The organism is Devriesea agamarum, from assembly GCF_900070355.1.
In the GTDB taxonomy this organism is placed as follows: domain Bacteria; phylum Actinomycetota; class Actinomycetes; order Actinomycetales; family Dermabacteraceae; genus Devriesea; species Devriesea agamarum.
The window spans coordinates 1,567,277-1,586,656 of the sequence record NZ_LN849456.1 but is presented as its reverse complement, the minus strand read 5'-3'; the positions used below and the strand labels follow the sequence as shown (position 1 = coordinate 1,586,656).

Here is a 19,380-nt window from a genome sequence, read left to right as displayed (position 1 = left end):
GTCTGCGTGCCCGGCTGCTTCTGGGCACCGTTGCCTGACCATCCCGGGCTGTCCGGGACCGGACCATCCGAAGACGAGGTACCCCATGGGTTCTGTGATTAAGAAGCGCCGCAAGCGCATGGCGAAGAAGAAGCACCGCAAGCTGCTGCGTAAGACTCGCCATCAGCGTCGCAACAAGAAGTGACGTTTGTTCACGCATGAGGGCCGCCCCGGAAGCTTCTGGGGCGGCCCTCATGCTGTGTGGGCGGCGTGTCCTCGGCGCAGATGCCGTTGAGGTGGGTCATGGCGTGTGGCCGGGTGCGTCGGCCTGACCGGCTAGGCTGCGGATATGCCTGATCCCACACCTTGTTCGGCTTCCGCCGGATCGACTCCGCCGCGTGTGACCTTTGTGACGCGGGTGGGGTGTCATTTATGCGAGGAGGCTCTGCCGGTTGTGCGCCGCATTGCGGAGGCTCACGGCGCCGACGTTGTGGTCCGAGATGTCGATGCTGATCCGGATGATCGTGCCCGGTTCGGTGAGGATGTGCCGGTGGTTTTGGTGGCTGGCCGGGTGATTTGCCGGTTCAGGGTGCATGAAGCGGCGCTCACCAAGGCCTTAGGGTGCCGGCCATGGTGGCGCCGCGTGCTGGGTCGATAACGCCAATTGGGTTGATTGTGTCTGGTCAGCTCGCGGTGGGAGCGACGAATTCGGCGCTCAGCTGGATGGTGACTTTGTCGCCGACCAGTACACCGCCTGCTTCCAGGGCTGCGTTCCAGGTGAGTCCGAAGTCTTTGCGGGAGATTGTGGCGGTGGCTTCAAATCCGGCCCGGTAGGCACCGAAGGGGTCGGTGGTGGCGCCGAGGAATTCATACGTGAAGGTGATGTCACGGGTGACGCCGTGAATGCTGAGTTCGCCGGCAAGGGTGCTGTCGTCAATTGCTGAGGCGTGGAAGGTCATGGTGGGGAACTGCTCGGCGTCGAAGAAGTCCTCTCCGCGCAGGTGGTTATCGCGGTCGGTGTTGCCGGTGTCGATGGAGGCGATCTGGACGGTGGCGTCGAGCTGGCTGTCTTGGAGGCTGGTTCCGAGGGTGAGGGTTCCGGTGACGTCGCGGAATGAGCCGCGGGTCTTGGAGATGCCTGCGTGACGTACGGAGAAGCCGACTTCGGTGTGTGCGGCGTCCAGCGTCCAGCGTCCGGCGGTGAGTCCGGTGGGTAGAGCGGTCATGGTGTCTCCTTCGGGTCGGTGGGGTGGTGGATGTAGTCGGGAGCCCCACCACTCAATCTAGTTTAAAAATAAACTAACGGGTGTGAAACGGCGCTGTCAAGGTCTACATCGGGTGTATGGCGCACTGTGGACGCGTGGCACGCAGTGGGATATGCGGCGCGCTGTGGCGCGTGCGGGGAACGGTCAGATTGGTGCCGCACTGTTGGGTGTGCGCCGCATTGAGAGCTGGCTGAGAAAGTTGACCGAGAGGGCTAGCCGGGAGAGTTGACGGAGAGGCTCGACGAAGAGATTTGACTGAGGGTGACGAGAGAGTGGGACGCAGGGTGACCAGCTGAGGGGGGATTGTCCTCAGGAGATTGGTCGCCGAGGGGTCGAGTCGCAATATTGATGCCGAAATGTTGTTTTCATACTGCTCAGTAACCGTCTGTAGTCGCCTAAGCTGTGCTATTGGGCGATAGAGCTCACGCTCTACCAGTAGCGTTGATTCCGTGGTGGATGCGTACGATGTCTGCATGACCTCCACCCGCTGGCTCGACGATGAGGAGCAGCGAGCATGGCGGACTTACCTCTTCGCCTCATCGCTCCTGCATGAGCATTTCTCCCAGGTACTCGAGCAAACACCTGATATTGACCTATCTCTTCCGGAATACGAGATTTTGGTACGCCTCAGCGAAGCTGAAGGACGACATCTGCGCATGTCAGAACTAGCCGAGCAGATCGTCCATTCGCGCTCGCGGCTGACCCACACGGTCGCTCGCCTCGAGCGTCGCGGCTACGTTGAGCGGATTCGCTGCGCCAACGACGGTCGAGGGCGAGAAGCTCATTTAACCGACGTCGGCTATGCCGCCTTGGAATATGCCGCCCCTCATCATGTAGCGTCCGTAATCGAACATTTCATCGACGTGGTGGGCCGGGACGACTTCCTCCAGCTCGGACGCATCATGCACAAGGTGCTCGTCGCACACGACGAGGACTGACCTGCTACCGTCCAACCACGACGCATGACCCCAACCAAGGGTCGCATCGAGCGGTGACAACGCGGCAACAGCCGTGAGAGAGCAGGGAGTAGCGACGAGATGACCGAAACCACTGTTCACCTCGTACGCCATGGCGAGGTCCACAACCCGAACAAGATCCTCTACGGACGCCTTCCGGGTTACCGGCTCTCTGAGCTTGGACAGCGCATGGCAGAGCGCGCCGGAGCCTACCTTGCGGATCACGATGTCACCCTGGTCATCTCCTCCCCGTTGTTACGCGCCCGACAGACCGCTGCCCCCATTGCCGCCGCACACAACCTGCCCATAGGGACTGATCAGCGTCTGATCGAAGCGGGAGCCCACTTTGAAGGATTGCGCGTGGGGCACGGAGCAGGACGCTTAACGCGCCCCGTGCACTGGCCCTACCTGATCAATCCGTTCCGACCATCCTGGGGAGAGCCCTACCGCGACCAAGTCCAGCGCGTGATGGCCGCTGTGCACGACGCTCGGTTGCGCGCCGACGGACACGAAGCGGTGCTGGTCCTGCACCAATTGCCGATCTGGGTCACCCGCCTCGCAGCTGAAGGACGGCGCCTAGCTCACGACCCCCGTCGTCGGCAATGCCGACTAGGCTCGGTGACATCCTTCCGCTTCAGCGGTTCCCAGCTGCTCGGAGTGGAGTACGCCGAACCCGCCGCCGACCTGTACGGCGACGCTGTTGACGCCACCGGAGGCAAGCTCACGTGAACCCCACCCCCGCTCGGTTTCCCCGCCGCCGCCTGATCGCAACCCTCGGCGCCCTCACCGCCATCCCGGTGCTTGCCGCATGCTCAGGCGGCGATGCCTCCGGGCGATACGACAAAGGGTTCGTTTCCGGAGACGGCGTGACCACGGAAATTACCCCGGATAAGCGGGGTAAACCCCTGGATTTCTCCGGCACCACCTACAGTGGCAAACCATTCAGCGCAGCTTCCGCGCGCGGACGGGTTTTGGTAATCAACGTCTGGTACGCCTCCTGCGCCCCATGCCGGGTCGAAGCCCCTCACCTGCGCGATATTGCCCACGCCTACCAAGACCGAGGTGTGAACTTCATCGGGGTCAACGTGCGCGATCACAAAGGCCCCGCCGAAGCATTCGAGCAGCGTTATCAGATCCCCTACCCGTCTATGCCCGATCCTGACTCCAGCATCCTGTACGCCATGCGCGGCAATGTGGCGCCAAACGCTGTGCCCAGCACCCTGGTCCTGGACCGCGCAGGACGTCCCGCTGCCCGAATCTCCGGCGCCGTGGAACCCAGCACCCTACGGGCCATGATCGACCGGGTCCTCGCCGAATGATGCCCCCGACAGGAATTGACCTGGCGAAGATCGGCGAGGCTTTCGCTGGAACCGTGCTGAACGGATCCATGCTGTTGGCCATTCCCGTGGCTATGGCCGCAGGCATCGTGGCGTTTTGTTCCCCCTGTGTGCTGCCAATTGTGCCGGGTTACCTCGGCTACGTCTCCGGACTCGCCGGACAAGACACCGCCCAGCCCCGCAAAGGCCGGATGTTCGCAGGAGCTGCCCTGTTCGTTGCCGGATTCACGCTGGTGTTTCTCGCCATGGGCGTGTTCTTTGGGCTGGTAGGGCATCTGTTTAAGGGATGGTCGGGATGGATTGACCGCGGCGCAGGCGTGTTAGTGATCTTCATGGGGCTGCTGTTCCTCGGCGCATTCCCTGCGCTGTCCGGAGAGAAACGAATCGCGCGTCGACCAGATGCCGGCCTCTGGGGAGCTCCGCTGCTGGGGATCGTGTTCGGCCTGTCATGGACACCGTGCATCGGCCCCACCTACGCCGCCGTTGCCGCACTGTCACTGGGGGAGGGATCGGCGACCCGCGGCGCAGTGCTCGCCGTCGCCTATTCACTCGGACTGGGCCTTCCCTTCGTCGGCTTTGCCCTCCTATTCCGACACGCCATGGCCGCCAGCCGTGCCCTGTCGACGCATCGCCGAACTATTACGGTGCTCGGTGGCGCCCTTCTCGTGGTGATCGGGGTTCTCCTGCTCACCGGGCAATGGGCGGCTTGGATGGCACAGTTACAGACCTTCATCGGACCCGTGGAGACGGTGGTGTAATGGCGCGCAAATCGACTTCGGATGTCACCATGCCCCGGCTCGGGCCCGTGGGTTTCCTCCGGTTTTTATGGAGGCAGCTCACCAGCATGCAAACCGCCCTATTGCTGCTGATGCTGCTGGCTATTGCCGCATTGCCGGGGTCACTGTATCCACAGCGCGGGATCGACCCTGCCAAGACGGAACAGTTTCTCGAACGCAACGGATCCTGGGGGCGTTTCCTCGACTCCATCGGGATGTTTAACGTCTACGGCTCGGTGTGGTTCTCTGCGATCTATCTGCTGCTTTTCATCTCCCTTATCGGTTGTGTCATTCCTCGGCTGACTATCCACGTGCGTCAGCTGCGTTCGCAGCCACCGCGTACTCCGCGCCGTCTCGACCGTTTCGTGGGATACACCAGGTGGGAAGTTCCCCTTGAGGACGACCTCAGACCGGAGCAGATTGCCCACTTAGCGCGCACTGACTTGCGCGGGCGCCGATACCGCACTCGAATCCTCGCAGAGGGCGAGGCGGTCAGCGTGAGCGCTGAACGCGGATACCTGCGGGAGACCGGCAACCTCCTCTTTCATTTGGCGCTGGTAGGGGTCCTGATTGGGGTGGCACTAGGCCATCTGACGCAGTATCGCGGGCAGCTGACCGTGGTCGAAGGCGAAGGTTTTTCCAACTCCCTATCTCGCTATGACTCCTTTAGCTCCGGGCCGTGGTTTGATCGCTCCGACCTACCTGACTTTCAATTCACGCTCAAGAAGTTCCGCGCCACCTACGAAACTCAGCCCGGACGTCAATTCGGGCAACCGCGTTCGTTCTTGGCAGATGTCAACGTGAACGAACCGGGCCGCGGTACCTTTGACCAAACAGTCCAGGTCAATGAGCCTTTAAGCATTCCAGGAGCCGACGTGTTCCTGATGGGCAACGGATACGCTCCGATCATTAAAATCACCGACCGCACCGGGCATGTGGTTGCCGACGGGCCCATGATCACCATCCCTCGCGACGGAAATTACACCTCTCAGCTGATCGTGAAAGCGCCGGACGCCCAGCCGCAGCAGCTGGCATTAGTCGGCTTCTTTATGCCCACAGCAACGATCGATGCCAAAGGACCCCGCTCCCTCTACCCCGACCTTTTGAACCCCCAGATCGCTGCCACCGTATATACCGGTGACTTAGGCCTCGACGGCGGTATTCCCCGCAACGCCTACCAGATCGATCTGACCAATTTGAAGCCGGTTACCGGCCAAAATGGATCTCCCTTCTTGATCCGACTGACACCGGGAGAAAGCATCACCCTTCCCGGCGGAGGCTCCGTGAGTTTTGAAGGAGTACGTCGGTATGCCGCATTCGATGTGAAACACGATCCTTTCTTGATTCTGACCTTGGTGATGAGCCTGACAGCGCTATTCGGGTTGGCGCTGTCGCTGTTCGTTCCGCGTCGCCGGATGTGGGTGCGCGCCCAGACAGGGACCTCGGTGTCTGGAGCACCGGTGCTGGTCATTGAGACCGCTGCTCTGGCGCGCAGCGAGGATTACAACCTCACCCGAGATGTGGCGGCCCTGGCTGCTCGTCTCGGTGCGCCGGGTCCACAAGATGCTCAGACGGATAGGTCAGATGGGCCAAGGAGCCCGCTCGATGAACCCAACCCTGCACTAGTCGGCGAGAACGGCCTAGACTCGACATCGAGCCCAGAGCAACGTCGCACCGCCATCGATGGCCTATGCGACAAAGGCTCTGGCAGCCGCAGCCCCGATCCTGACCAACGCGGTCTCGAAAACCGCGATACTAGAAAACCAGAGACAATAATCCCCACTACCCGCAACCGCGGTGGCGATATCCCCGACGCCGCGCTGTCAGACTCCACAAGCCCCGACTCCTAAAGCCCTGAGGACTCGCTATGGTCGATCAACAACTCGCCGGATTCTCTAACCTCCTCATCGTGGTTGCCCTGGCGGTCTACACCGTGGCATTCATCGCCTTCGGTATTGACCTCGCTTTTTCAGGGGCTCGTCGTTCGGAGCGTCGCTTTGAACGCGCCCGTGCAGCGCAAAAGATGTCGGCTGTTGCGACGAGCTCCAAAGCGTCGGGGGCCGCGGGCGCTACCGCCACGGCAGTGATGGAACGTCCAGATGAAGACGAGGCTCAGGATGGGGCCGGTTCGGTCAGTGGTCTGATCGGTCCGGATGAGCGCAACGCAAACCGGCAGGCTCTCGCGTCCGGTGACGGCTTGGAAACAAGTCATCTTTTCTCGGGGACGACTGCCCGCCGCCCAGCCGCATCCTTCGCCTTGGCGATGATGGTCGTCGCATTTGTTGCGCACCTGGGTGGAGTGGTGCTGCGAGGCTGGGCCACCCAGCGCGTGCCGTGGGGCAACATGTATGAGTTCGCGGTAACCGGCGGTTGTGTCATTATCGCCATGTTCCTAGGGCTGCTCCTGTGGCGCGATCTTCGCTACTTGGGCACCTTCATCCTCGGCCCCATGCTGCTCACCATGATGGTTGCGCAAACTCAATGGTTCTTGCCCGCCGCGCAATTAACCCCCGGTTTGCAGAACTCGCATTGGCTCGTTATTCACGTCAGCGTTGCGATTCTTGCGACGGCGCTGTATGCCCTAGGAGCCGTTGCCACGATTTTGCAGCTGGTGCAAACGGCCCGGGAAAAGCGGTCTGCTCAATGGGGTGCAATGGCGAAACTCCCCGGTGCGCACGATTTGGAGGGGCTGGCTTTTCGCCTTAACGCGATCGGGTTCGTGCTGTGGACCTTTACGCTGATCGCGGGTGCTATTTGGGCTAACTATGCGTGGGGTCGTCCTTGGGGATGGGATCCCAAAGAAGTGTGGACGTTTGTTATCTGGGTGGTTTATGCGGCGTATTTGCATGCTCGCAGCACCCGCGGTTTCAGGGGCACTCGCGCTGCGATTTTCTCGCTGGTCGGTGTGGTTTGCCTGATTCTCAACTTCACCGTTGTCAATACGATGCTCAACGGCATGCATTCGTATTCGGGTCTGTGACGCGCGCCTGCTGATGGTGAGTGCTTGACGAAACTTCGGAGGAGTTTACTTCTCGAAGTGTGACTCGCAGTTTCCCTCTATTTGGCTACCCCCGGTGCCGATTCGTGCCAAGGCGTGTGTTCTGGTGTTCGCGCTAGGTTCCATTCTCCTGCCGCCTTCATTTATTTGCTATTCACCTTGAATGGGTGGACATCTTTAAATGTTCGTCTATCGGTGGGGGCTCCGCATAAATCTGGTAGAGGCTTCGCGCAAATCCGATGGTGGCGATCGTTGGTGTTTCGCTGATGGTGACCCCGTAAATGAGCTCGGATATGTCGCTGCGGCGTTTCCTGCGTCGGGGCGGGGCAGATGCTCAGGCGCCGGGTTTCTCGTGGGCGAGGAGCTGGTCGAACTCTCGGGTTATGGGGTGAGCCGTCCCGCTCGACACAGTGTAGAACTGCGTAGTTTGTTGGCGAACTTGTCGGTATGCCGTGGGTCATGTATCCTCTATAACGACCAAAGGGAACGTGTACGATAAAACCTTGTAATCGCAAAGGGGAAGCTCTAGTGGGCGACACGACGAACATCAAGCGGAGGGCCTTTGCCAAGGGCGCGGCATGGACTGTCCCTGTCGCGGCACTGACCTCTACGGCACCGGCATACGCGGCCTCTGCATCGGGTGTGTCTGGCTGCTACACCCTGGACTGGTCCAGCTCGAAGATTGTCTCGGGCAAGCAGGGCTATGACGCTCGCCGTAGCGTGATGCTGCGCAGTGACGCCGCAGGTAAGCCCGACGTCGAGATGTATGTGTCCCAGGAGCGCATTGTCGGTACACCTGACTCCATGACGAAGGATGGAACCGTCGGGGACTTCTCCATCGGCTTCAACGCAGGATGGGACTCGATCGGTGGGGTTGCCATTAGGCTGACCGGCTCTCCGGGGGAACCATCGCAGCCGAACGGTAAGGGTCTCGTGCTCGCTCAGCAGCGGCCTGCTGGTGGCCCCGAAAATAACCTCATGCCCAAACAGACCGTGACCTTCAAGTTCCCGAAGACCCCGAAGTCGATTACCTACACGGTGTTTGACTTTGACCGTGGTGGCGAGGGTAGCTACGGGCGCTGGATCGACAAGATCACTCTGTCCGACCCTGCGTCGAACTTCAAGGGCTACTCGCGCTACACGTCTCCTCTGTCGGCGACCAGCGGCACCGAACTCACCCCCGCATATGGTGTCCGTCCCAATGACGGTTCAAACTATGCCGCGGTGACGGTGACTCACGACTCACCGCTGTCGTCATCGACCTATCTCTTCACGTACGAGAACGTGGCGCCCATTGGTAATACCCGTCAGTACTGGTATCTCGATGACCCGAAGGGATATTACCTGCAGGAAATCGCCGTCGGCGACTTCAAGGTGTGTTTCTAAAGGGCTATAGCTATAACATCCACACAGGCGACCGCATCCATCCCCGGATGCGGTCGCCTGTGGTTTGTGGGGGGCACTATCGCCCGGCCCCTAAGGTTGAGGCAACGCATGCCGCTCACCCACGACGTCGCCCCATAGCCAAACCCGGCTCATCATGATCTGTGTCGATGTCGATGTAGACCGGGCACAGACCGGCGCTATCACTCAATGACGAGCCGGTAACCCATACCGGGCTCGGTGAGCAGGTGTCGTGGCCGAGCCTGATCAGGCTCAAGTTTCTTGCGCAGCTGAGAAATATATAGACGCAGGTACCCGGTATCTGCCACCTGGTTCTCACCCCATAGGGCCGTAAAAATCTGAGAACGGGTGACGAGACGCCCCGGATTGTCCAAAAGAACATCCAATATTTTCCACTCGGTCGGCGTCAGATGAATGGGACGCCCCGTGTGCACATTCACAATCTGGGTAGCAGCCCGGTCAACTCGCACAACCCCAAAATCCACCGTGGCTGGCGCATCGGGCAGAGCGGATCCACGCCGAGTAAGCGCCCGAATACGGGCCAGCAGCTCATCCGTAGAAAACGGTTTCGTCACGTAGTCATCCGCTCCGAGATCCAAAGCGGTCACCTTATCTGAGGACTCCGTTCGTCCCGACACCACCAGAATCGGAACCTGCGACCAACCCCGGATCGCCTCAATGACCTCGAGGCCCGTCATCTCTGGCATCCCCAAATCCACCATCACCAGGTCGGGGGTGACGCCCACGGCAGCGCGCACCGCTTCGGCGCCGTCCTTCGCGCATGTCACCTCGTAGCCGTGCGCGCGCAAGGTGATCGATAGGGCGCGCAGAATCTGCGGGTCGTCGTCTGCCAGCAGGATCCTGGTCACGGGTGCTCCTCAAAGGATGTAGGTGATGCGACATGAGACTGTCGGGCGGACGGGCTAGAAGGCTCGTCCGGAATGGGCGGGGTAGAGGAACGTTCCGGGGTAGGGGTGGAAGACTGATCCGGAATGGGCGGGATAGAGGAACGTTCCGGGGTAGGGGTAGAAGACTGTTCCGGGGTGGGCGGAGAGGGAACTGACTGTGGACCAGGGGAGGCCACAACGTCCTGATCGGTCTGCCCATCGCCGTCATCCAGAGCAGGAGCAACCCGAAGCTGCACGCACATGGTCAGCCCACCCCCGGGAGTTGTCTCAGCCTCCAAGACCCCGCGCATACCCTCCACGAACCCTTGGGTCAGGGCAAGACCGAGCCCGAGACCAGTTTCATTGTCGGTATCGCCCAGACGCTGAAACGGCCGGAACATGTCATCGCGTCGCTCCGGAGGAACTCCCGGACCACGGTCGGCGACCCGAATTTCCACCAGATCACCGAAGCTGCTGGTCGAGACCGTCACCGGCTGATCGTCGGGAGAGTGCCGCATTGCGTTGGCTAAAAGATTCACCAGCACCCGTACGAGTAGCGCGCCATCGGCAAGAACCTGAGGCACTGCCGGGTCTAAATCGAGAGTGAGCCGGGCAGGATCGGCCCCGGTCTCCTCCAGCGCAGGGAGCAGGCAGGACTCAACATCGGTCGGTGCAAGATGAACGGCCATCTGGCCCGATTGCAGCCGGGACACATCCAGCAGATTAGTGACCAGATCTTTGAGATTAGCAAGGCTAGTGCGGGCAGTAGACAATAACGCCAAGCGATCCGATTCCGACGTGACCGCAGGATCGAGCAAACCGTCCACCGCAGTGGTGGCAGCTGCCAGCGGCCGGCGCACATCATGCCCAACAGCAACCAAAAGCGCCCGCCGCACCTTATCGGCCTCTTCTAACGGCTCAACGATGCGGGCCGCCTGGGTGAGGTCAGCCCGTTCGAGCTCCACCTGAAGGTGATCTGCAATGGCCCCGACCAGACGCCGATCCCTGCCATCGAGCACCGGGCCAATCAGCTCCAGCGAAGCCTGCTGTCCGACAGGAATGGTTTGGATAACTGCTTCGTTGGCGCTGGTGGTGTCCCGATGGGAGCTTCGATACGAGCCGTCTTGCATATCCTCTCCTGAACCCTGACGGGTTTCGCTATACGTGTCCACACTGCGCGCAACCTCCCGCCCGTCGCGACGAAGTGCCACCGCATGCATCCCGAACGCTTCTCGAGTGCGGTTCAGCAAAGTAGTCACCGGGTCATTGGAACGCAGCATCGCACCGGTGAGGGAGGCGAGCAGTTCCGACTCGGCGGCTCGGCGCCGGGCGATCACCGCTGTGCGCGCCGAACGGTCCACCACCAGGCCCACCAGAAGCCCAGACGCCAGATACAAAATGAGGGCGAAAAGATGCCACGGATCAGCAATAGTGACGGTGTAGAACGGTCTGATCAAAAAGAAATCAAGAAGAAACCCGGATAAGACGGCTGCGGTGAGCGCAGCCCACACCCCGCCCAGCAGCGTCACCAGAATAACGACCACTTGATAGACGAGCACGCTCGTGGCCATGGAATCTTCGTTGCGAACAGAGGTGAGCCACCACGTCAGCAGAGGAATCACCATCAGTGCGATGACCTGCGCCGTGAGCTGCCGGCGCCAGGTAATCGCCCCGCTCAGCCGCGGTAATGCGAAACGACCCCCAGCCTGATCATGAGTAACGATGTGCACGTCAATGTCGCCGCTGGAACGAATCACAGCAGAGCCGATTGAGGGGCCACCGAGCAGTCGCGCGAGATTAGAACGATGTGAGACCCCCACGACCAGCTGCGTGGCGTTGACAGATCGCGCAAAGTCAATCAAGGTAGCGGGAACGTCGTCGCCAACCAGTTGGTGGAAAGTTCCGCCCAGCTGCTCCACCAGCTGGCGTTGCTGCTGCAAAGCAATAGCGGACGGGGCACGCAAACCGTCAGCGGCGGTCACGTGAACAGCTAGCAACCGTCCACCGGAGGACCGCGAGGCAATCCGAGCTCCCCGGCGCAAAAGAGTCTCCCCTTCAGGACCGCCCGCAAGAGCCACAACCACCCGCTCCCGGGCTTCCCAACGGGAATCTATTCCGTGCTCAGCCCGATATGCGGCCAAAGCCGAGTCGACCTCATCGGCCAGCCACAGCAGAGCGAGCTCGCGCAGAGCCGTCAGGTTGCCGAGCCGAAAGTAGTTCGACAGCGCCGCATCAATGCGGTCGGTGGGATAGACCTGCCCGGCTTCGAGGCGTTCGCGCAAAGCCCGAGGGGTTAGATCGACCACTTCGATGCGGTCAGCCCGCCTCACCACATCGTCGGGGACCGTCTCGCGTTGGACGATCCCGGTAATGGATTGGACGACATCATTGAGAGACTCAATGTGCTGGATATTGACCGTGGTGATCACGTCGATCCCAGCATCTAGGAGGTCCTCCACGTCTTCCCACCGTTTTTCGTGCACTCCGCCGGGGGCGTTGGTATGCGCGAGCTCATCCACCAACGCCACCTGCGGGGCGCGGGCAAGCACCGCGGGAAGGTCCATGTCGGTGAGGGTGACGCGACGGTGGGTCACCTCACGGCGAGGAATCACTTCCAGTGATCCGACCCGCTCCGCGGTGACTCGGCGGCCATGGGTTTCCACCAGGGCAACCACCACGTCAACGTTTTCCGCCGCCATGCGGCTGCCCTCTTCCAACATCGCCACGGTTTTACCAACACCCGGGGCGGCACCTAGAAGGACCCGCAATCGACCTCGTCTTTTTGCCACAGAACCATTGTGAAGCACGGGGCTAGACCTATGCAGCTGCATGGACTGTGGTCACAATGCTGCGGGGACTAACAGAACAGTTTGTTGGTGCCGATTGGAGAGATACACGTGGCCGTGGGGCCGCAGTCATCGTGCGGATCGGGGGAGCGGGCCGAAAGTGCGGTCCAGGTCGAGATTCACAGCGAGCGCGTTGACCCGCGGGGAACCCAGGATCCCAAACTCGCGGCCCTGCACATGGCGGTTGATCACCGTGCGCACGACGTCCGCGCTCACACCCCGGGCTCGGGCAATGCGATCAACCTGGAGCGAGGCGTAGGCGGGGCTCACGTCGGGATCCAGGCCAGAAGCGGAGGAGGTCAATGCGTCGGCGGGAATCTGTGACGTCGACGGATTCTGTGGGGAGCCACCGGGTGCGCCCTGGAGGTCATTGCCTGTGATCTGCTGGCGGCGCTGCGCGATGTCGCTGATCAGCTTGGGGTTTTCGGGGCCCAGATTGCTGGCAGAGGAGCTGAGCGCGTCATACCCCGTGGTTCCGGCGGCTGAGGGCCGACTTTGCAGGTAGCCCGCAATCGGTGTGCCATCGGCGCGGGTGAAGCTCTGACCGATCAGCCGGGACCCGACCGGTTGGCCGTTCTGGCTGGCCAGCTGGCCGTTAGATTGCCACGGCATCAGCATCTGCCCGATCAGGGTGACGGCTGCTGGGTAGATCACCCCGGCTGCGACCGTGATGACCACGAGAGTGCGCACCGCAGTCCACAGCGGCCTGAGAGACGGTGGCAAAAAGTACCGGCGTGGACGGGATGGCGGCCCGCCAGGAATAGAACCACCCGAAACAGGACCACCCGAAACAGGACCGTCCGAAACAGAACCAGGCGGAGTAGCTCCCCTCAGATGAGCGGTCTCGGGAGACTTAGGAGAACGAGCGAACGAATTGACGCAGCTGCTCACAGAACTGCTCGGCGGGGTGAGCGGTGATGGAGAGGACATAGCGGGCTTCCTGTCAGCTGAACAACTGGGGTCGGGTATGGGCAGAGGACTGCGAAAGAGATTGCGGCCAAGAGCGGTAAGGCAGCGGCGATAAACCGGTGTGAAACCAGTGGTGACCGTTGACTAACCGGCTAGAAACCAGGAAGGAACTGCACAATGAGGTCGATCAGTTTGATGCCGATGAATGGCACAATCACTCCTCCGAGCCCGTAGATTAAAAGGTTGCGAGTGAGAATGCGCGACGCACTCCCGGCGGTGTACCGCACCCCGCGCAGAGCTAGCGGAATCAGCGCGAGAATCACCAGGGCGTTGAAGATCACCGCCGACAGAATGGCGCTCGCCTGGGAGTGCAAATGCATAATGTTCAGCACCGCCAGACCGGGGAATGCTGCGGCGAACATCGCGGGAATGATCGCGAAGTATTTTGCAATGTCATTGCAGATGGAAAAGGTGGTGAGCGCTCCTCGGGTAATGAGCAGCTGTTTACCGATCCGCACGATATCGATCAGTTTGGTGGGGTCAGAATCCAGGTCCACCATGTTCCCGGCTTCTTTTGCGGCAGACGTCCCGGTGTTCATCGCCACGCCGACATCGGCTTGAGCCAGAGCGGGCGCATCGTTTGTCCCATCACCGGTCATCGCGACCAGGCGGCCGCCTTCTTGCTCACGGCGGATGAGGGCCAGCTTGTCCTCGGGGGTGGCTTCTGCCAGCACGTCGTCCACTCCGGCTTCAGCAGCGATGGCGCGGGCGGTGCGTTCGTTGTCGCCGGTAATCATGACGGTCCGGATGCCCATGCGACGCACTTCGGCAAAGCGCTCCGCGAGACCTTCCTTCACCGTGTCCTTGAGGTAGACCACGCCGAGCACCTCGCCGCGTCCGGACGGATCCTTCCGCGCTACCACCAGCGGGGTACCGCCGACGGTGCTGATCTGTGCCACATGATCCTGCATGGCGTCCACAGCTGTTTGACGTGGGTCGTCATCAGCGATGGCCCCGATCCACGCCAAGATCGCGGATCCAGCACCCTTACGGATCTGGGTGCCGTCGGGGAGGTCCAGGCCCGACATGCGCGTTTGGGCGGTGAACTCGACCGCGACTCCCGGAACCGTCTCGGCGGGGTTCGCACCCTGAGCTGCGGCGAGGTCCAGGATCGAGCGGCCTTCCGGCGTGTGGTCGGCCAGAGAAGCGAGCACGGCGCTGTCGCGCAGATCTTGGTCGCTGACATGACCCACCGTACGAAACTCTGCGGCCCGGCGGTTGCCATAGGTGATGGTTCCCGTCTTATCCATCAGCAGCGTGGTGACATCGCCGGCGGCTTCCACGGCACGCCCGGACATAGCCAGTACGTTGTGTTGGACTAGCCGGTCCATACCGGCGATACCGATGGCGCTCAGTAACGCCCCGATGGTGGTCGGGATCAGGCAGACCAGCAGGGCGATCAGCACAGCAATGCTGGGTGCGGCGCCCAGATATCCGGCCACGGGTCGCAGGGTCAGACACACTACGACGAACACCACCGACAGCGATGCGAGCAAGATATTCAGTGCAATTTCGTTGGGGGTGCGCTGACGTTCGGATCCTTCGACCAGGGCGATCATGCGGTCGACGAAGGTTTGGCCGGGCTGGGAGGTGATACGCACGACGATCCGGTCTGATAGCACTCGGGTGCCGCCGGTGACAGCGCTGCGGTCGCCCCCCGACTCCCGAACTACCGGCGCGGATTCTCCGGTGATCGCCGACTCATCGACGCTGGCTATTCCATGGATAATGTCGCCATCTCCAGGAATTGCTTCGCCGGCAGAGACCACAACCACATCGCCCACGCTGAGGTCCGCTGAGCTGATGACGTCCACACGGGAGCTGGTAGCGGCGGGGTCTTGGATGGGATCGAAGTCAATCACCCGATGAGCGGGGGTGTCGGTGCGGGTCGATCGCAACGCTGCCGCCTGGGCTTTTCCGCGTCCTTCCGCCACAGACTCGGCGAGGTTAGCGCAAAGGACGGTAAACCAAAGTAGCGCAGCGATGATCAGGGTGAAACCCGTCGGGATAGTTTCCCCGCCGGACGTCGGGGCCGCACCGACGGCCAGTTCCGCGATGCCGAGCACACTCAGATAGGCGGCACCGACTTCCACCAGCAGCATGACGGGGCTGTGCCACATCAGACGAGGATCAAGTTTGCGCAGGGCCCCGGGCAGGGCCTCACGGATTTGCCGAGGCCCGAAAACCCGGCGACGGGGAGAGGTAGTCATCGGGGGAGCCCTTCTGCGAGAGGCCCGAGTGCGAGCACGGGGAGGAAGGTCAATGCGGTCACGATGACCGTGATGCCGAGGAGAAGTACCACGAATTGGAGCCCGTGGGTGGGTAGGGTGCCAGCGGTGGAGGGCAGTCGCTGCTGGCGGGCAAAGCGGCCCGCGAGCGCCAGAATGCAGATCATCGGCACGAACCGACCCAGCAGCATGATCACCCCTAGAACAGTCGCAAGCCAGGGAGTGGATGAGGTTAGACCCGCGAACGCGCTGCCGTTGTTATTCGCTGCGGAGGTAAACGCGTACAACACCTCCGACACCCCGTGATTGCCCGTGTTCGTCAGAGAATCACTGATGATGCTGTGGCGCAGAGCCGGGATGCCGAAGCTCAGCGCGAGTCCGCCAAGCACCAACGTGGGCATCGTGAGCACATACAAACTAGCCAGCTTCATCTCCCCGGTGCCGATCTTTTTCCCGAGGTATTCAGGGGTTTGACCCACGAGGAGCCCGCCGACGAAGACCGTGACGATTGCCAGGATCAACATCCCGTACAGTCCCGATCCCACTCCGCCGGGAGCAACCTCACCGAGCTGCATGTTCAGCAGCAGCATCAAGCCTCCAAGCCCGGTATAGGAGTCGTGCATGGAGTTCACAGCGCCGGTTGAGGTCAGAGTCGAAGCGGTGCCAAAGAGCGCGGAGGAGGCGATTCCGAATCGAACCTCTTTGCCCTCCATGGCGCCCCCAGCTAGCTGGGACGCCGAACCGAGACCGCGGCTTTCGATCCAGGTCAGAAGCGATACGGACACCAAGAACAAGGCACCCATCACTGCCGCGATGGTGATACTTTGCCGCCAGTCGCCCGCGAGCACACCGACGGTGTGGGGAAGGGCAAATGGGATTGCCAGCATCAGCAGAATCTCAATCAGGTTGGAGATTCCGTTCGGGTTCTCGAAGGGGTGCGAAGAGTTGGCGTTGAAGAATCCGCCGCCGTTGGTTCCCAGCTCCTTAAGGGCTTCCTGGCTGGCGACCGGACCGCCCGGGATGCTCTGGTGCGCCCCGGTGAGGGTGGTGACGTCGGTCGGCAGGTGCAGGTTTTGGATCACTCCGCAGGCGATCAGGGCTAGGGCGGCAATAAATCCAAGGGGGAGCAGCAGCCGCACACAGCAGCGGGTGAAATCCACCCAGAAGTTCCCGATCGCCTCTGTGCGCTGACGGGTCAGTCCCCGCACGAGGGCTATTGCTACGCAGATTCCAACCGCTGCCGAGGCCAGGTTTTGCACGGTCAGCCCGAACATCTGAACCCCGTGACCGAGCACCTGTTCAGGCGAGTACATCTGCCAGTTGGTGTTGGTGACAAAGCTGATCGCGGTGTTAAACGAGGTCAGCGGATTGAGGCCGTGGTGCCCCAGGTTCAGAGGCAGGAACTCTTGCAACCGTAGTAGTGCATAGAGGACCACGATGCTGACCAGGCTGAACCCCAGCACGCTGCGGGTGTAACGGAATGCTGTCTGCTCAGAGTCGGGGTCAGCCCCAATCAGCCGGTAGACCAAGCGTTCGATGCGCCAGTGGCCGGGTGCGGTAAAGATGCGGGCCATGTAACCGCCGAGCGGAACATACAGAACGGCAAGTATGGCGATGAGAAGAGCGATTTGGCCGATGGTTGGCCACAGTGAAATCAGACCCTCGCTCATGAGAACTTCTCCGCCCGCACAAGGGCGATGACCAGATAGACGATGGCGGCTATGCCCAGGCCGCATGCGCTCAGGGACGCCACCGTATCCAAGAGGTGGCTCACAGCTTCTCCACCCCTGAGCTGATGAGCGTGAGAACGCCGAAAACGATGAGGATGAGTGCAATCAGCACCAGATCGAGCATGACGAGCTCCGGAGGAGGTGAGGCCCGGCATGAGGCCGGGCGGTGGAGTAGCGAACTCCCTTACTCCACTGCCCGGATTCCCAGATGACCACCGATCCTCACGGTTTCCTCACGGCGCGGTCTCAGGTCTGCACGGATTCCTTGCGCTCGCTGAGGCCGAGGTCTCCAAGCCGGGCCGAATTACTCGCAGTGATGAGTAGGGTCTCGAGCTGACGCGTCGCCCGGCGATGTTGTATCCCCATCAAAAAGTAGGGTAATTCGATGTCGGCTGGGCAACCCCACGATGACGGCAAGGTAACCCGATGTCGGCTGGACAAGCCAATGGTGACGGCTAGGGCAGCCCGATGTAGCAGGTCTCCAAATATTCGGCGAGGCCCGCATGACCGCCTTCGCGCCCCAAACCGGACTCTTTTACCCCGCCGAACGGCGCTGCGGGATCAGAGACCACCCCGGAGTTGAGGCCGATCATGCCCGACTCCAGGCGCTCACAGGTGCTGAGCGCTTCGTCGAGATCAGCGGCCATAACATACGCCATTAAGCCGAACTCGGTGTCGTTTGCAGCGGCGATCATGGCTTCTGGGTCATCGCACGCGATGATTGGCGCAACCGGGGCGAAAACTTCTTCGTGACAGATTCGCGCGTCGGCGGGCACATTCGTGAGCACAGTGGGCTCGAGGAAGAACCCTGGTCGGTCGAGTTGCTGCCCACCGGCGACGGTCTGCGCCCCGCGCTGGGTGGCATCAGCGATCAACTGTTCGGCTTTGTCTCGGCCCTCGGCATTAATGAGCGGACCGAGCGTGGTCTCCCGGTCAAGTCCGGGACCGACGACCAGCTTGCGAACCTTTGCCACAAATTTGTCCGTGAACTCATCCAGGCGCGAGCTGTGCACGTAGAACCGGTTCGCCGCCGTGCATGCCTCCCCGTTATTGCGGAACTTCGCAGGCATGGCGGCCTCCACGGCCACATCGATATCAGCTGAGGGCATCACCAGGAACGGGGCATTGCCTCCGAGCTCCATGGAGGTCTTCAACACCCGGTCTGCGGCCTGGGCCAGAAGGGTCCGGCCGACCTCGGTGGATCCGGTGAAGGTGAGTTTGCGTAGGCGCGGGTCGGCAAGCAGAGTGGTGCTGATTTCGCGGGAGTGTGAGGTCACGACGCAGTTGACGACGCCGTCGGGAAGTCCGGCGTCGCGCAGAATCTCCAGGAACAGCAGCATGGTCAGCGGGGTCTGTCGGGCGGGTTTAACCACCACCGTGCATCCGGCGGCCAAAGCAGGGGCAATCTTTCGCGTGCCCATGGCGAGTGGGAAGTTCCACGGCGTGATGGCGAGAACCGGGCCAACCGGTTTGCTGAGCGTAAGCATGCGTTTACCACTGGCCGGGGCCGGTCCGAAGTGTCCCGGTGCGCGCACGCCTTCTTCGCTGAACCAGCGCAGGAACTCAGCACCGTAACTGACTTCGCCATAGGACTCCGCCAGTGGTTTGCCCATCTCCAGGGTCATGGTGAGCGCAAGGTCGTCCGCCCGCTCATGGCACAGCTCGAAGGCTCGGCGCACAATGGTGGAGCGTTCGCGCGCAGTGGTGGCGGCCCACGCAGGGGCGGCGTCGCACGCGGCGTCCAGTGCCAGCGTCCCCAGATCAGGGGAGGCATCGACCACCGAGAGGATGCTCTGCTCAGTGGCGGGGTCAATCACCGATAGCGAAGGGGTGCCCCCGGTAAAGGCGCCGCCGATGAAGGAACTGCGCGGCATACGCGCGAGCAGGTCCTCCACCTGGGACGGCGTGACATGTGTGGTCTGGGTGGCGGGTGATGATGGCATCGAAACCTCCTGCAGTGGACGGTGGCCGCTGTTGTCACCATACGCGTGCTGCGCTCGTGCAG

The 19,380-nt window shown here is 61.6% G+C and carries 18 protein-coding genes; 10 read left to right on the top strand and 8 right to left on the bottom strand.

Annotated features, from left to right (window positions below):
- Positions 1–85: 85 nt before the first annotated feature.
- Both BN1724_RS12600 and BN1724_RS06910 read left to right on the top strand, forming a co-directional pair.
- A complete protein-coding gene (locus BN1724_RS12600) occupies positions 86–184 on the top strand; it encodes a 30S ribosomal protein bS22 (protein ID WP_003792170.1) in 99 nt (32 codons plus the stop codon).
- A gap of 144 nt (positions 185–328) precedes the next feature.
- On the top strand, positions 329–637 hold the full coding sequence (locus BN1724_RS06910; RefSeq protein ID WP_058234767.1) for a glutaredoxin family protein: 309 nt from the start codon (positions 329–331) through the stop codon (positions 635–637).
- Positions 638–662: 25 nt separating this feature from the next.
- Here the strand turns inward: BN1724_RS06910 and BN1724_RS06905 are convergent, their stop codons facing one another.
- Complete coding sequence (locus BN1724_RS06905) at positions 663–1,205, bottom strand: YceI family protein (protein WP_058234766.1); 543 nt, start codon at positions 1,203–1,205, stop codon at positions 663–665.
- Positions 1,206–1,717: 512 nt separating this feature from the next.
- Here BN1724_RS06905 and BN1724_RS06900 point away from each other — a divergent pair.
- From BN1724_RS06900 to BN1724_RS06870, 7 genes are all read left to right on the top strand, one after another.
- Positions 1,718–2,182 carry a MarR family winged helix-turn-helix transcriptional regulator gene (locus BN1724_RS06900; protein ID WP_058235838.1) on the top strand — a complete coding sequence of 155 codons (465 nt, stop codon included), beginning with the start codon at positions 1,718–1,720 and terminating at the stop codon, positions 2,180–2,182.
- Positions 2,183–2,281: 99 nt separating this feature from the next.
- Positions 2,282–2,929 (top strand): histidine phosphatase family protein, encoded by a 648-nt coding sequence (locus BN1724_RS06895; protein WP_058234765.1) that lies wholly within the window; start codon positions 2,282–2,284, stop codon positions 2,927–2,929.
- A complete protein-coding gene (locus tag BN1724_RS06890; protein ID WP_084252845.1) occupies positions 2,926–3,519 on the top strand; it encodes a TlpA family protein disulfide reductase in 594 nt (197 codons plus the stop codon). Before BN1724_RS06895 ends, BN1724_RS06890 begins: the two co-directional genes overlap by 4 nt.
- Entirely contained in the window at positions 3,516–4,295 is a 780-nt protein-coding gene (locus BN1724_RS06885; RefSeq protein ID WP_231928183.1) for a cytochrome c biogenesis CcdA family protein, read from the top strand. Before BN1724_RS06890 ends, BN1724_RS06885 begins: the two co-directional genes overlap by 4 nt.
- Entirely contained in the window at positions 4,295–6,163 is a 1,869-nt protein-coding gene (gene resB, locus BN1724_RS06880) for a cytochrome c biogenesis protein ResB (RefSeq protein WP_084252844.1), read from the top strand. Before BN1724_RS06885 ends, resB begins: the two co-directional genes overlap by 1 nt.
- Before the next feature lie 17 nt (positions 6,164–6,180).
- Positions 6,181–7,293, top strand: a complete 1,113-nt coding sequence (gene ccsB, locus BN1724_RS06875) for a c-type cytochrome biogenesis protein CcsB (protein ID WP_058234764.1) — start codon at positions 6,181–6,183, stop codon at positions 7,291–7,293.
- 546 nt (positions 7,294–7,839) lie between these two features.
- The gene (locus BN1724_RS06870; protein WP_058234763.1) at positions 7,840–8,697 is read left to right on the top strand and encodes an LPS-assembly protein LptD; all 858 of its coding nucleotides are present in this window, start codon (positions 7,840–7,842) and stop codon (positions 8,695–8,697) included.
- A 200-nt stretch (positions 8,698–8,897) separates the two neighbouring features.
- Here the strand turns inward: BN1724_RS06870 and BN1724_RS06865 are convergent, their stop codons facing one another.
- From BN1724_RS06865 to BN1724_RS13080, 6 genes are all read right to left on the bottom strand, one after another.
- Positions 8,898–9,584, bottom strand: a complete 687-nt coding sequence (locus BN1724_RS06865; protein ID WP_058234762.1) for a response regulator transcription factor — start codon at positions 9,582–9,584, stop codon at positions 8,898–8,900.
- Positions 9,581–12,391 (bottom strand): sensor histidine kinase, encoded by a 2,811-nt coding sequence (locus BN1724_RS06860; protein ID WP_269447055.1) that lies wholly within the window; start codon positions 12,389–12,391, stop codon positions 9,581–9,583. Before BN1724_RS06860 ends, BN1724_RS06865 begins: the two co-directional genes overlap by 4 nt.
- A gap of 126 nt (positions 12,392–12,517) precedes the next feature.
- Positions 12,518–13,138, bottom strand: a complete 621-nt coding sequence (gene kdpC / locus BN1724_RS06855; protein ID WP_231928182.1) for a potassium-transporting ATPase subunit KdpC — start codon at positions 13,136–13,138, stop codon at positions 12,518–12,520.
- Positions 13,139–13,509: 371 nt separating this feature from the next.
- Positions 13,510–15,627, bottom strand: coding sequence for a potassium-transporting ATPase subunit KdpB (gene kdpB / locus BN1724_RS06850; RefSeq protein WP_058234760.1), 2,118 nt, complete (start codon positions 15,625–15,627; stop codon positions 13,510–13,512).
- Positions 15,624–17,315, bottom strand: a complete 1,692-nt coding sequence (gene kdpA, locus BN1724_RS06845) for a potassium-transporting ATPase subunit KdpA (RefSeq protein WP_058234759.1) — start codon at positions 17,313–17,315, stop codon at positions 15,624–15,626. Before kdpA ends, kdpB begins: the two co-directional genes overlap by 4 nt.
- Positions 17,312–17,419 carry a potassium-transporting ATPase subunit F gene (locus BN1724_RS13080; RefSeq protein WP_197671767.1) on the bottom strand — a complete coding sequence of 36 codons (108 nt, stop codon included), beginning with the start codon at positions 17,417–17,419 and terminating at the stop codon, positions 17,312–17,314. The genes kdpA and BN1724_RS13080 overlap by 4 nt, the downstream gene beginning before the upstream one ends.
- A gap of 109 nt (positions 17,420–17,528) precedes the next feature.
- Here BN1724_RS13080 and BN1724_RS12905 point away from each other — a divergent pair, with 109 nt between their 5' ends.
- On the top strand, positions 17,529–17,699 hold the full coding sequence (locus BN1724_RS12905) for a hypothetical protein (RefSeq protein ID WP_157085799.1): 171 nt from the start codon (positions 17,529–17,531) through the stop codon (positions 17,697–17,699).
- 131 nt (positions 17,700–17,830) lie between these two features.
- Here the strand turns inward: BN1724_RS12905 and BN1724_RS06840 are convergent, their stop codons facing one another.
- Positions 17,831–19,318, bottom strand: coding sequence for an NAD-dependent succinate-semialdehyde dehydrogenase (locus tag BN1724_RS06840; protein ID WP_058235835.1), 1,488 nt, complete (start codon positions 19,316–19,318; stop codon positions 17,831–17,833).
- Positions 19,319–19,380 lie beyond the last annotated feature (62 nt).